The sequence below is a fragment of the Candidatus Desulfofervidus auxilii genome (assembly GCA_030262725.1).
GTDB lineage: Bacteria > Desulfobacterota > Desulfofervidia > Desulfofervidales > Desulfofervidaceae > JAJSZS01.
In genome coordinates this window covers 79,884-92,191 of the sequence record JAJSZS010000004.1, presented here as the reverse complement: position 1 = coordinate 92,191, position 12,308 = coordinate 79,884, and the positions used below count along the sequence as shown (strand labels likewise).

Sequence of the window (12,308 nt, the reverse complement as noted above, 5' to 3'; positions counted from 1 at the left end):
AAGGAGAAAAACATGAAGGCTGTTTGGAAAGGTCATTTAAAATGTGGTCTTGTACTTATTCCTATTAAAATGTATCATGCCATAAGTCAAAAATCCATTCATTTCAATTTATTGCATAAAGATTGTTTGGGAAAAGTCAAATTAGAGAAAGTTTGTTCAAAGTGTGGTAAACGGCTTAGTCCTGAAGAAATAGTGAAAGGTTATCCATATGGAAAAGACCGATATATTATTGTCACTGATGAAGACATTGAGAAGGCAAAAAGAGAATCAACTGATTTTATTGAAATTATCCAATTTGTTGATGATAGTGAAATACATCCTATTTATTATTCTAATTCACATTATCTAGCTCCAGATGGAGAGGCAGGTTTTGAGGCATTTGCCCTTTTTCATCAAGCAATGATAGAGACAAAAAAAGCAGCATTAGCTAAAATTGTTATGAGGAATAGAGAATATTTGCTAGCTCTAAAACCCTATAATGGCACTATGATAGCCTTTACTCTTTATTATCATCAAGAAATTAAAAATTTAAAAGAAATAGAAGATATAGAAAAAATAAAAAAGATTCAAATAGATCAAAAGGCACTCAATATGGCCAAGATACTTATAGATAATTTAAGTGGCAATTTTGAGCCTGAAAAATATCGTGATGAATATACAGAGACCCTTATGGCTATTATTAAAGCTAAGGCTGAGGGTGAGGAGATAAAAGTTTCACCTAAAGTAGAAAAGGAGAAAGTTATTAGTCTTATGGATGCTTTGCAAAGAAGCATTGAAGAAGTGGCTGAAGTGCCAAAGAAGAAGATGGCTGTAGCTGGGAAAAAGACTAAAGCTAAAAAAGTGAGAAAAAAGGCTTAAATGCTTAATGAAAAAATTTCTCCTATGCTAGCATATTCTTCTGAACCATTTGATTCAAAAAGGCATATATTTGAAATTAAATGGGATGGGACAAGATGTATTTTATTTTTAAAAGAAGGAAAAATTTATCTTCAAAATCGGCGTCTAATGGATATTACTGATAGATATCCTGAATTAAAGCAAATTGTTAAATGTATTAAAGCTAAAAATGCCATTCTTGATGGTGAAATAGTGATATTAAGAGATGGGAAACCAGATTTTAATTTATTACAACAGAGAGAGCATGCTACCAATTCCATAAAAATAACATTGCTTTCTAGAGATTTGCCTGCCACTTATATTGCTTTTGACCTTTTATTTTTAAACGACAAAAGTTATGTAGAAATGCCACTTATAAAAAGAAAAGAATTGTTAAAACAAATTCTTGAAGAATCAGAATATTTAGTTGAATCTCGTTATATAGAAGAAAAGGGAATTACCTTTTTTAAAAAAGTGTTAGAGCAAGGTCTTGAAGGTATAATGGCTAAAGCAAAAGATAGTCCTTACATTATAGGAAAAAGATCCCGTTATTGGTTGAAAATAAAACCAAAGCATTCAGCTATTTGTTATATCGTTGGTTATACTGAGGGCAAAGGGGAAAGAAAAGGCTTTATAGGAGCCCTTGTCTTAGCCACACAAGAAGAAGGGAAATGGAAATATCGGGGAAAGGTAGGGACTGGCTTTACAGAAGAGGAATTGAGTTTGCTTTTAACATTATTAAAAAAGATAGAGACAAAAAAAGGTGTTGTTAAATCACCTTTTAAGAATGTCCATTGGGTAAAACCAATTTTAAAATGTGAGGTGATTTTTCAAGAAATAACAAAAAAAGGTTGTTTTAGAAGTCCAGTATTTTTAAAATTAATTAAAAATGCGTTTTCTTTTTGATCAAAAAGAAATAGCAAAATTATTAGGGATATCTGAAAGCCAAATTCGCTATTGGGAAAGGAAAGGTCTTATTCCATATATAAAAAAGGAAAAAGGGAAAGTTTATTTTGATTTTAAAGCTTTAGTTGCCTTTAAAACAATAAAAGAGTTGCAAGAAAAAGGTGTTTCTTTGAGAAAGATAAGAGATTCTCTTGAACGCTTTAAAAAACTTATGCCAGAAATTAAATATCCTTTAGCAGAGATGAAGGTCTCAATTGTAGGGAAAAAGATTATTTTTGATAGAAAAGGTTTAAAGATTGATCCAAATGGACAATTACTCTTAGACTTTTTTCACTCCAAATCAGAAATTATTCATTTTCCTGTAAATGTGATAGAAGAGTGGTTTTTTCAAGCCCTTCAATACGAGGAAGAAGGTCAGTTGGAGAGAGCAAAGGAATATTATTTAAGAATTCTTTCTTCTGATCCTAATCATATAAATGCTTTAGTAAATCTTGGAAATATTCAGTATCAATTTGGTATTCTTGATGAAGCAGAAAATTATTATCGAAAAGCACTTTCATTAAATCCTAATCATCCTGAAGCAAATTATAATTTGGCCAATCTTCTTGAAGAAAAGGGAGATATAAAAAATGCCATTTTATTTTATCAAAAAGCTATTTATGAAGATCCTGAATTTGCTGATGCCTATTTTAATCTCGCCCGTCTTTTAGAGAAAAAAGGAGAATTAAAAGAGGCAAAAAAATGTTGGCGCATTTATTTAGAGCTTGATCCTGATAGTGAGTGGGCAGAATATGCTCGCCAACGTTTAGAAGATAACTAATTTTCTCCAAATACTTCAGCAGAAAAGCGATAAATAAGAGTATCTTTATCTTTCCAAGCCCAAGGAGGGAGTCCAGCTTTGCGGCAGGTAAGTTCTAAAAATTGGATTCTATTTAGATTTAACTCTGTTGCTACTTGAGGTAAAAGTAATCCTTGATAATTGCCCATTTTAACAATAAGACCATCACGACCAATCTTTATTTCTTCAGTCTTTTTAACTGGAATGATTGGACCTAAAACAGAGATTTCTATTTTTATTTGAGATAATTCACTTTTATCTAAAGGGAAAAATCTAGGATCATTAAAAGCTGCACGAAGGCTAGCTTGCATCACAGCTTCATAAAGAGGGAACAAAGGCATTATAAAACCAATGCATCCCCTTAATTTTCCATGTTTTTTTAAAGTTACAAAAGCCCCTTTTTTTTCTTTTAAAGCTGGTGTTAATTTTATAGGAATTTTTGAAAAATCAGGAAGCTTATTATGTTCAAAATAATATGCCAAAGTAAATCTAGCTAATTTTAAAAGTGCTTTTTTCTCTTCTTTTGTTAGAGAAAAATTTTCATCTAAAATAATAGCAGCATAACTTACTGAATTAGTGTAATCACCAATAATTTTTCCTGAAGTTGTATAGTGTAAAAGATAACCTTTTGCCTTTTTAGGAAGAAGCCAAAGAGTTAAGGCAATGGGATAAATACCACAAATAGTAGCTTTTTTTTCTTTAACATAATTTAAAAATCCTTCTGGATCTGTTTTAAGAATAAATTTAATGGCATCCATATCTAATTTTTTTATATTTTCAGGAATCTTTTCTTTAAAAGGCATATAACCATAAGTAGGGCCAAAATGAGTAAAATCAGAGCTAGCAATAAAAAGAGTGTCTTTTATTTTATTATCAAAAACTTTTTTAATAATTTTTGCCATTTCTTTTAAGTCTTTTTTATTTATATTTCCAATTAAAATTGGTATTAATTTGAATTCTTTTAAAACCATTTGCAAAAATGGTAATTGTGCTTCTATAGCATGTTCTCTTAAATGAGCTACAACATATTCATTAAAAATTGGTTCTTTTAAAAGAGCCTTTACTATTTTTCTGTCCACAAAAACTTTTCCTAAAGGGGTTTCATAAGCTTCTACATCAAAAGTAGAGGCACCATAAAAACGAGCATAATGAGAAGGGGCAAAAATAACTATCCATTTATAATGTTTTCCTACAATTGCCTTATAAGCATAAGCTGCTGTTTGGCCAGAAAATATATAACCAGCATGAGGGACTATTAATGCATTAATTTTTTCTGGTAAAGGAGGCAAATTAACATTTTTTAAAAAAGATTTAATTTCTTTTTTTAAAGAATTTTTATCTGCTGGATACCACCTTCCAGCAACAGCAGGAGGGCGTGTTATTGCCTCACATATATGAGGTATGAAAAAACTAAACAGGAGGCAATATTTCCCTAGCAACTTCAATATCTTTTTTAATTTGATCAGCCAAATCCTGTATACTTTTAAATTTTTTCTCATCGCGTAAACGTTTTATAAAGTTTAATTTAATAGTTTTGTCATAAATATTTTCATTAAAATCAAGGATGTGCGTTTCTACTGAAAGGGTATTATTGCCAAAGGTAGGATTAAAACCAATATTAGCTACACCTTGATAACGATTTTTTTGATAAATTACTTCTACTGCATAAACACCTGGTTTTGGAAAAACTTCGTTTATAAGGGCAAGATTAGCTGTAGGAATGCCAAGTAAACGGCCACCTCGACCATGTCCAGGAATTACTTTTCCTACTACTTGATAATAACGACTGAGAAAATCCTTTACTTTATCTACTTTTCCAGCGGTAATTAATTCTCTTACTAAACTACTGCTTACTATTTGCCCATTAATCATTACTGGTTCTATTACATGTACTTTAAATCCTAATTTTTCTCCTAAGATTTTTAAGAGTTCAACATTCCCTTCTCTTTTTCGACCAAATGTATAATTATAACCAATAACTATCTCTTTCATTCCAATTTTTTTAATTAGAATTTCTTTTACAAATTCTTCTGCTGAAATTTGAGAAAATTCTTTTGTAAAAGGTAAACAAATGGTTACTTCTATACCTTGAGCAGCAATAAGCTCTAATTTACGTGGTAAAGGGGTGATTAAAGGTATATGTTTTCCAGTAATGACTTTTACTGGATGTGGGTCAAAAGTAATAACAATAGAAGTACCTTTTATAATTTTAGCTCGCTCTTTAACTTTTTGAAATAAACTCTGATGTCCAAGATGGACACCATCAAAATTGCCTATAGTAATAACTGCTTTTGAGAAAGGTTTTTTAATCTCTTCTAAAGAATTAATAACCTTCATAATGCCTTGCTTGACAAAAGAGATTTTTCTTTATAGAAAATTTACTGAAAAAAGCAAGTGCCGAAGTGGCGGAATTGGCAGACGCGCCAGATTCAGGATCTGGTGGGGTTTTCCCGTAGGGGTTCAAATCCCCTCTTCGGCACCAATCGCGGATTTTGGGAGTTAAAAAAGCTTGACAATATATAAATAAACCATTATTATGCTTACAAATTATGCTTTATTCAATGGCAAGTACATACGCTGTAATGGCCCTTATAGAGTTAGCAGCACGCAGGCAAGGTCGACCAGTGCATGTGAGGGAGTTATCTGATTCTACAGGTATCCCTTGTGATTTTCTTGCTAAACTTATTCGGACATTAGTAAAGGCAGGTATTCTTAATTCTGCAAAAGGTAAAAAAGGTGGTATTCAATTTGCTCGTCCTCCTTCTGCTATATCTATAGCAGAGGTGGTAAGGGCTATTGAAGGAAAACAAGCTTTATGGCGTTGTTTATTTAGTCTTCATCCTTGTGATCAATATAGAAATTGTCCATTGTATCCCAAATGGGGTTTTATTAGGAATCAAATAATGGATTTTTTAGAGAATACAAGTATTTCAGAGCTTGCTTCCAAAATAAATTTTTCATGTCGTAAAAATATGCGAGGAGATGAGGAGGTTACAGAAGAAGGAGAGGGTTTTTTTAATGAAATTAAAGAGATAAAGGAATCCGGTTGTCTTAAAAAATTTTGATATATTTTTAATTTTTTAAAAAAGATAAAAAGGTCTATGAATATCTTAATCTAAATTAAGGAGGGGAAAAATGATAGAAAGAGTAAAAAAGTGGGATATAACAGATTTAGGTTTAGAGGAAGGGGCAAAAAAATTAACTCCTGACAAAATAGAAAGAATAATTAATCGGGTATTAAGTGGAGAAGGTCTAGCACGAATGAAAATTTATGTAGATACTTGTATTCATTGTGGATTGTGTGCTAATGCTTGTCATCATTATCTTTCTAATGATGGTGACCCTACTTTTGCCCCAGTAGCAAAGATAAAGCAAACTATTTGGCCAATGTTGAAAAATAAAGGTAAGGTAACTCCTGATTTTATTAAACAAGCTGCTGAAATTGCCTATACAGAATGTAATCTTTGTAAACGCTGTGTTCAATATTGCCCATTTGGTATAGATATGGCTTATCTTTTAAGTCTTGTACGTCGAATTTGCCACTTCCTTGGTATTGTGCCTCAATATTTACAAGATACAGTAAATAGTCATTCTGTTACTATGAATCAGATGTGGGTTAAGCAGGATGAGTGGATAGATACTTTGCAATGGCAGGAAGAAGAAGCACAAGCTGAAATACCAAGTTTGAGGATTCCATTGGATAAAGAGGGGGCAGATATTATGTATTCAATCATTGCCCCTGAACCTAAAATTAGAGCTCAATTGATATATTCTGCTGCAGTATTGTTTACTGTGGCTGGTATTAATTGGACTATGCCCTCTTTTGATGGTTGGGATAATAGTGATATGGCTATGTATTCAGGTGATTGGGAAATTATGGGTCGGATTAAAAAGGCTCATTTTGAAGCAGCTATGCGTCTTAAAGTAAAAAAGATTGTTATGGGTGAATGTGGACATGCCTTTAGATCTGTTTATGATGTAGGTAATAGGTGGTTAGGCTGGAAAATGCATCCTATTCCTGTTATTCATGCTATTCAATTTTATTATGAATTATTGCGAGATGGTAAAATTAAGATTGTACGTAAGATAAAAGACCCTGTGACTTTCCATGATCCTTGTAATATTATGAGAGGAAGAGGATTGATGAAGTGTGCAAGGCGTTTATTAAGAGAAATGTGTGAAGATTTTAGAGAAATGTGGCCAAATGAAGAATACAATTATTGTTGCTGTGCTGGTGGTGGTGTAATCAATTGTGGTCCTCCTTGGAAGAAAAAAAGGGTGGATAGCAATAAAATAAAAGCAGAACAATTAGCAGCAACAGGAGCAACAATAGTAGTTACTCCTTGCCATAATTGTCATAGCGGTATTGAAGATATTATTCACACTTATGGATTAAAAATGCGCAATGTATTTATGATAGATTTATTAATGGAGACAATTGAAATTCCTGAAGGATTAAAGGCATAATTTGTTGATAATTATTACTTTAAAAACAATCAAATAAAACAGTATAATTTTGTCTTTATTTTTCCCATATTTTATTCTTTCAAAAATTTTAAAAGCGAGTTAGAATTAAATAATGCGTGTCATTCTTTTTGCAGGAAAGGGAGGTGTAGGTAAAACTACTTTAGCAGCAGCAACAGGGATTAAATCTGCTCAAAAGGGACAACGTACACTTATTATGTCTCTTGATCCTGCTCATAGTCTAAGTGATGCATTTGATCTTGAACGTGGTCTTATGGATAGAAATAAAGGTAAGCCTGTTAAGGTTTCTGAAAATCTTTATATTCAAGAATTGGATGTTCAAGAAGAGTTAAAAAAGCATTGGGGGGAAATACATAAATATCTCTCTGTGCTTTTAAACATATCTGGTTTTGAGGAAGTATTAGCTGAAGAACTAGCTATTCTTCCAGGTATGGAAGAAGTTAGTTCTTTATTATATTTAAATCGTTATTATCGAAATAATACTTATAATGTAATTATTCTTGATTGTGCTCCAACAGGAGAATCTATCCGTTTTGTTAGCATTCCAACTGCTCTTGAATGGTATATGAAAAAGATTTTTAAAGTGGAGAGAAGAGTCATTCGATATATGAGACCATTTGCCAAACGTTTTAGTGATGTTCCATTACCTGAAGAAGCTTACTTTGATACTATTGAATCGTTATTTCAACGTCTTGAAGGTGTTGATCGGCTTTTAACTAATCCTGAAATTACTACAGTAAGACTTGTAACTAATCCAGAACGTATGGTTTTAAAAGAAACACAAAGAGCATACCTTTATTTTAATCTTTATCATATTTGTACAGATGCTATTATTATCAATCGTGTTATTCCAGAAGAGATTCAAGAACCATTTCTTTCTTTTAGGCGAGAATGGCAAAAAGAATATATTAAATTAGCACAAGATTATTTTTCTCCTATTCCACTTTTTTATGTTCCTTTTTCTTCTGAAGAAATTGTTGGATATGAAAAACTTTCTCAACTTGCAGATAAAATTTATAAAGATAAGGATCCTATAGCTGTACTTTATCAACAAAAACCATATGATTTTTTAAAAGAAAATGGCCAATATTTATTACGACTCTATTTACCTTTTGTTACTAAAGATGAGATTGAATTGACTAAAAGTAGTGACGAACTTATTGTAAGAATAGGAAGTTTTAAAAAGCATATTTTATTACCTCGTTCCTTTGTCCTCTCTCAACCAGAAAAAGCAAAAATTGAAGGTAAAGTTTTAACAATTACTTTCAAAGGAGGAGAAAATGAGTGAAAAGGAAAGAGAGGAGGTTTTTTGTCCTATTTGTTTTTTTATAAAATGTCTTTCAGCAAAACAAAAAAAATATGAAAAATTTTTTGAACATTTACGAAAGGCAAGGATTGAGGTGCTTGAAGCTTTTAAGTCTTTGATTGATGAACGTATTGCTGAATTACAAAAAAAGGAAAAGAAAAAAGTAGAGAAAATAGAAGTAGAAGGTTGAAAGAAAAAATTATTGAAATTATTAAACAGGCATATCAAAAAAAGAGAAAGATTCCTGAAGAATATGAACTTTTAGAAAAAGGTCAATTTGTAAGTTCAGATATAGATGAGGTTATAAGTCTTGCCAATTTTTTGAAGCCTTTTATAAAACCTAAGTCAAAAATTATTGATTTAGGTAGTGGTGATGGAAGAGTAGCTTTTATATTAGCAAGTTTATGGGAAGATGTAGAAGTTACAGGTATTGAGTATAATTCTGTTTTGTTTGATTGTGCTCAAAGATTGAAATCTGAATTTAAAGAATATTTCAATGTAGAAAAAATTAATTTTATTCAAAAGGATTTTTTTGAAGAGGATTTAAATAAATATGATGTTTTATATTACTGTTTTTGGGGAACATGGGAGGAAAAAAAGCTTATAGAAAAATTAAATAAAGAAACAAAATCAGGAACTATATTAATAATTTATGGGCCTCATTTAAAAAAGTTTAATCCAGAAAAGGCATTTAAAAATTTTTATAAAATACTGAAAAAAACAGAGCTTACTTGTATATTAAAGAAAATTTAAATATCAAAAAGGACTTCTGCCTCCCAAAGATTGTCATGATAAGTGACATTTAAATTGTGATAAGTAATTGCCTTTATTTGGGTTTTTAATGGATGTTTTTTAAAATCAAATTTTTCTCCCTTTAATTTAGCCTTTATAACACTTGTTTTTAATTCCTCAATTTTAACATCCTTTCCTATAAATCCTTTTGTATCAAAGACAAAGAGTAGCTCATCTAGCCAATTAAAAAAAAGCTCCTCAAATGTTTCTCCTCTAACTTCAATATAACATGTAGATTTGATTTCAACCTTTTTGAGATCAGTAATGACATCAAAAAATCCATAAGCTGCATTTAAAAGTAATTCTTTTTTATCTCTTCCAAATATTCTAATACCTATATCAGCAGTGTGTTCAATGATTTCGTAACGCTTCATTACATTGAGTTAAAAATTTTTTAATATCTTCTGGCAAGTTATTTAAATATTTTAAACTATCCCAAAATGCCTCTTCAGTGTGTGGTTCTAAAGTAATGATAGGATATCTTTTATATTTTTTTAAAAGGGAAAAAAGGGATATAAAATTTATGTTGCCTTTGCCAAGTCCTATATGCTCATCTTTTTTGCCTCTATTATCGTGTAAATGAAGCTGTTTAATATAGGGAAAGATAATTTCCCAGTCTTTGAGAGTAGAATTAGTAAAAGCATAAATATGACCAATATCAAAGCATATTCCCATCCAAGGAGAAGAAATATTTTTAAAAGTTTCTAAAAAAATTTCTGGTGTTGGCTCAAATACATTTTCAAGATTAAAATAAACTTTAAGTCTTTCAACTAATGGAATAAATTTTTCCCAAGTTTTAAGACTATTTTTAAGCCATTCTTCTTTATGATTTCCATAAATTCTTGGATCATATCCTAAATGAGCAACTACAGCTACTGCTTTAAATATTGGGACAAGAAGAAAAATTTCATTTAATCTTTCTTGTGTAACTTGTCTTATTTTGTTGTCTATAGCACCAGGAACAAGGTCATAAAATGGGGCATGAAAACTTACTTTAAGATGATGTTTTTCTAGCTCTTTAGCCAAAGACTTAAATTCATCTTCAGGCCATTTATCTAATAATTGTGGTGAAAAATAAATCTCTGGATTAATATGGTTTTCAATAAATAAAGAAAGATACTTACTACATAATAAATCATAAGGGACATTTACAAAAAAATTCATACTAATCCACTACCCAAACTGCTCCTTTTTCTATCATATTCAATACTTTATTAGAAACACTTCCAAGAAAAAATGCCTTCAATCTAGAAACACCACGTCTACCCATAGCAATAGTTCCTATATTTTCTTTTTCTTGATATTCAAGAATTTCCTTAGCTATATCCTTAGTTGTAGTTTTGATAACTGTCTTAACATTTTTCTCAGAAAAACCTGCTTTAATAAGCATTGTTTTTGCTTTTTCTATAAATGAAATAGCAACTTTTTCTACAGCTTTTTGCCATTTTTCTGGATAAATTTCCCCTATAAAGTTGATTTTTATTATATGAATTAAAATAATTTCTATATCATTTCTACCAGAAAAGATGAAACCAACATGGTCAGCCGCCCTTAAAGCATTTTCTGAACCATCTATAGCTATAAGTACCTTTTTTGAAGGAATAGGTTCTACAACAATCCATATGGGTATTGTTTTTTCTGCATGAATAATTTTATCTGTTACACTCCCTACAATTATTTTTTCCCATTTACTTATGCCACGTCTTCCTAATACTAACGCATCAAAAAGACCTTGTTCAGCATAAAAAAGAAGATCTGGTGCAGGTCCAGATCTTCCTGACAATGCAATTTTTTCAAAACGCTCATCTGGCCAACCAAGACCTTTTAAAAAAGTTATAACTTTTTCTAAAATGCTATTGGCTTTTTCTTTATATTTTTTTTCAAGTTTTGGTCGATATGTCATTTGCCAACGTTTAAATTCTATATCATCATGGGTTTCAAAAATAATAGGAGGTAAAGGAGGCATTACATGGATTAGATTGACATTGAAATATTCATCTTCTTTAAATATACGTGCAATATATTCTGCCGCTTTTAAGGCATATGTAGAATCATCCACAGCCAATAATACACGTTTCTCAATTTTTTCTTCCATTTTTCCTCCTTAAGGCATTACAGCCTAAATATTTTAACTTGTCAATATCCTTGACACTAAAAGAGTGAGTGTTTATCTTAATCGGAGGAGGAATGAAAGTGAAAGATTATTATGAAATTCTTGGTGTACCAAGGAATGCTACACAAGAGGAGATAAAGCGTGCTTATAGGCGCTTGGTTTTAAAGTATCATCCTGACCGTAACAAGAGCAAAGAGGCAGAAGAAAAGTTTAAAGAGATTAATGAAGCGTATGCTGTTTTAAGTGACCCAGAAAAAAGGCGGCAATATGATGCTATGGGTGCTGCGTTTCATGAGCATTATACTACTGAAGATATCTTTCGTGGATTTGACATTGGAGATTTACTTAAAGACCTTGGCTTTGATACTGAAGACTTCTTTAGCTATATTTTTGGTAGAGGTGCACGCGCTGGACGCAGAAGTTATACCTATAGTGATCCTTTTAGTTATGTTCGTACAAGACATGCTCCAGTAAAGGGACCTGATCTCATATATGAATTAGCTATTACCTTAGAGGAAGCTGCAAAAGGTGGAGAAAAGACCATTGCTTATGAACGGGGTGGGAGGCAGGAAAGAATAATTGTTAAGATTCCGCCTGGTGTAAAAACAGGTCAAAAATTACGTTTAGCAGGCAAAGGAGAATATGGGCCAAGTGGCATAGCAGGTGACCTTTATATCAAAATTCGTATATTGGATCATCCACTCTTTACACGTGAAGGCGATGACCTTTATATTGATCGCACAATTACCTTTACTCAAGCAGCTCTTGGCACTACTATTAATGTACCTACAATAGATGGCAAAACATTAGAAGTGAAAATACCTCCTGGAACACAGCCTAATACTAAACTACGTTTAAAAGGTTATGGTATGCCTAAACTAAGTGGAGGTCGTGGTGACCTTTATATAAAGGTATTAATTCAAGTGCCTAGATATCTTACATCAGAACAAAAAAGATTACTAGAAGAATTAGCTAGATTAGGACTTTAAATC

Annotated in this window: 14 protein-coding genes and 1 tRNA gene; 10 read left to right on the top strand and 5 right to left on the bottom strand. The window is 31.4% G+C overall.

The genetic code is table 11. From position 1 onward, the window contains the following. Window positions 1-12: 12 nt before the first annotated feature. From LWW95_03675 to LWW95_03665, 3 genes are read left to right on the top strand one after another with little or no spacing between them, the layout of a single operon-like run. Window positions 13-858: a Ku protein gene (locus LWW95_03675; GenBank protein MDL1956138.1), complete on the top strand. Its 846-nt coding sequence runs from the start codon at window positions 13-15 to the stop codon at window positions 856-858. Further along, window positions 859-1,782, top strand: a complete 924-nt coding sequence (ligD, locus tag LWW95_03670; GenBank protein ID MDL1956137.1) for a non-homologous end-joining DNA ligase — start codon at window positions 859-861, stop codon at window positions 1,780-1,782. It begins immediately after the preceding gene. Further along, window positions 1,766-2,602 (top strand): tetratricopeptide repeat protein, encoded by an 837-nt coding sequence (locus LWW95_03665; protein MDL1956136.1) that lies wholly within the window; start codon window positions 1,766-1,768, stop codon window positions 2,600-2,602. The genes ligD and LWW95_03665 overlap by 17 nt, the downstream gene beginning before the upstream one ends. Here LWW95_03665 and amrB read toward each other — a convergent pair. Then, window positions 2,599-4,065 carry an AmmeMemoRadiSam system protein B gene (amrB, locus tag LWW95_03660; GenBank protein MDL1956135.1) on the bottom strand — a complete coding sequence of 489 codons (1,467 nt, stop codon included), beginning with the start codon at window positions 4,063-4,065 and terminating at the stop codon, window positions 2,599-2,601. The two genes, LWW95_03665 and amrB, sit on opposite strands and share 4 nt — an antisense overlap. Then, entirely contained in the window at window positions 4,031-4,957 is a 927-nt protein-coding gene (locus LWW95_03655) for a bifunctional riboflavin kinase/FAD synthetase (protein MDL1956134.1), read from the bottom strand. Before LWW95_03655 ends, amrB begins: the two co-directional genes overlap by 35 nt. Window positions 4,958-5,016: 59 nt before the next feature. Here LWW95_03655 and LWW95_03650 point away from each other — a divergent pair. The 6 genes from LWW95_03650 to LWW95_03625 all read left to right on the top strand — a co-directional run bounded on the left by LWW95_03650 (window position 5,017) and on the right by LWW95_03625 (window position 9,164). Continuing rightward, window positions 5,017-5,102: transfer RNA gene (locus tag LWW95_03650), tRNA-Leu, on the top strand. Between the two features lie 79 nt (window positions 5,103-5,181). Next, a complete protein-coding gene (locus tag LWW95_03645; protein ID MDL1956133.1) occupies window positions 5,182-5,685 on the top strand; it encodes an RrF2 family transcriptional regulator in 504 nt (167 codons plus the stop codon). 70 nt (window positions 5,686-5,755) lie between these two features. Further along, complete coding sequence (locus LWW95_03640) at window positions 5,756-7,087, top strand: (Fe-S)-binding protein (protein ID MDL1956132.1); 1,332 nt, start codon at window positions 5,756-5,758, stop codon at window positions 7,085-7,087. A 112-nt stretch (window positions 7,088-7,199) separates the two neighbouring features. After that, on the top strand, window positions 7,200-8,393 hold the full coding sequence (locus LWW95_03635; GenBank protein ID MDL1956131.1) for a TRC40/GET3/ArsA family transport-energizing ATPase: 1,194 nt from the start codon (window positions 7,200-7,202) through the stop codon (window positions 8,391-8,393). Beyond that, complete coding sequence (locus LWW95_03630) at window positions 8,386-8,601, top strand: hypothetical protein (GenBank protein MDL1956130.1); 216 nt, start codon at window positions 8,386-8,388, stop codon at window positions 8,599-8,601. The genes LWW95_03635 and LWW95_03630 overlap by 8 nt, the downstream gene beginning before the upstream one ends. Continuing rightward, window positions 8,598-9,164, top strand: a complete 567-nt coding sequence (locus LWW95_03625) for a class I SAM-dependent methyltransferase (GenBank protein MDL1956129.1) — start codon at window positions 8,598-8,600, stop codon at window positions 9,162-9,164. Before LWW95_03630 ends, LWW95_03625 begins: the two co-directional genes overlap by 4 nt. On the opposite strand, the gene LWW95_03620 is transcribed toward LWW95_03625, so the two are convergent. From LWW95_03620 to LWW95_03610, 3 genes are read right to left on the bottom strand one after another with little or no spacing between them, the layout of a single operon-like run. Beyond that, window positions 9,161-9,577: an archease gene (locus LWW95_03620; protein MDL1956128.1), complete on the bottom strand. Its 417-nt coding sequence runs from the start codon at window positions 9,575-9,577 to the stop codon at window positions 9,161-9,163. The genes LWW95_03625 and LWW95_03620 overlap by 4 nt on opposite strands. Continuing rightward, entirely contained in the window at window positions 9,555-10,367 is an 813-nt protein-coding gene (locus LWW95_03615) for a sugar phosphate isomerase/epimerase (GenBank protein MDL1956127.1), read from the bottom strand. Before LWW95_03615 ends, LWW95_03620 begins: the two co-directional genes overlap by 23 nt. A gap of 1 nt (window position 10,368) precedes the next feature. Then, the gene (locus LWW95_03610) at window positions 10,369-11,298 is read right to left on the bottom strand and encodes a universal stress protein (protein ID MDL1956126.1); all 930 of its coding nucleotides are present in this window, start codon (window positions 11,296-11,298) and stop codon (window positions 10,369-10,371) included. A gap of 92 nt (window positions 11,299-11,390) precedes the next feature. On the opposite strand from LWW95_03610, the gene LWW95_03605 reads away from it, so the two are divergent. Then, entirely contained in the window at window positions 11,391-12,305 is a 915-nt protein-coding gene (locus LWW95_03605; protein MDL1956125.1) for a DnaJ domain-containing protein, read from the top strand. Window positions 12,306-12,308 lie beyond the last annotated feature (3 nt).

What these genes read in the sequence shown, in the direction of transcription:
- LWW95_03675 (MDL1956138.1), top strand. Translation starts at nt 13, where the DNA reads ATGAAGGCTGTTTGGAAAGGTCATTTAAAATGTGGTCTTGTACTTATT.
- ligD (MDL1956137.1), top strand. Translation starts at nt 859, where the DNA reads ATGCTTAATGAAAAAATTTCTCCTATGCTAGCATATTCTTCTGAACCA.
- LWW95_03665 (MDL1956136.1), top strand. Translation starts at nt 1,766, where the DNA reads ATGCGTTTTCTTTTTGATCAAAAAGAAATAGCAAAATTATTAGGGATA.
- LWW95_03655 (MDL1956134.1), bottom strand. Translation starts at nt 4,957, where the DNA reads ATGAAGGTTATTAATTCTTTAGAAGAGATTAAAAAACCTTTCTCAAAA.
- LWW95_03645 (MDL1956133.1), top strand. Translation starts at nt 5,182, where the DNA reads ATGGCAAGTACATACGCTGTAATGGCCCTTATAGAGTTAGCAGCACGC.
- LWW95_03640 (MDL1956132.1), top strand. Translation starts at nt 5,756, where the DNA reads ATGATAGAAAGAGTAAAAAAGTGGGATATAACAGATTTAGGTTTAGAG.
- LWW95_03635 (MDL1956131.1), top strand. Translation starts at nt 7,200, where the DNA reads ATGCGTGTCATTCTTTTTGCAGGAAAGGGAGGTGTAGGTAAAACTACT.
- LWW95_03630 (MDL1956130.1), top strand. Translation starts at nt 8,386, where the DNA reads ATGAGTGAAAAGGAAAGAGAGGAGGTTTTTTGTCCTATTTGTTTTTTT.
- LWW95_03620 (MDL1956128.1), bottom strand. Translation starts at nt 9,577, where the DNA reads ATGAAGCGTTACGAAATCATTGAACACACTGCTGATATAGGTATTAGA.
- LWW95_03615 (MDL1956127.1), bottom strand. Translation starts at nt 10,367, where the DNA reads ATGAATTTTTTTGTAAATGTCCCTTATGATTTATTATGTAGTAAGTAT.
- LWW95_03610 (MDL1956126.1), bottom strand. Translation starts at nt 11,298, where the DNA reads ATGGAAGAAAAAATTGAGAAACGTGTATTATTGGCTGTGGATGATTCT.
- LWW95_03605 (MDL1956125.1), top strand. Translation starts at nt 11,391, where the DNA reads ATGAAAGTGAAAGATTATTATGAAATTCTTGGTGTACCAAGGAATGCT.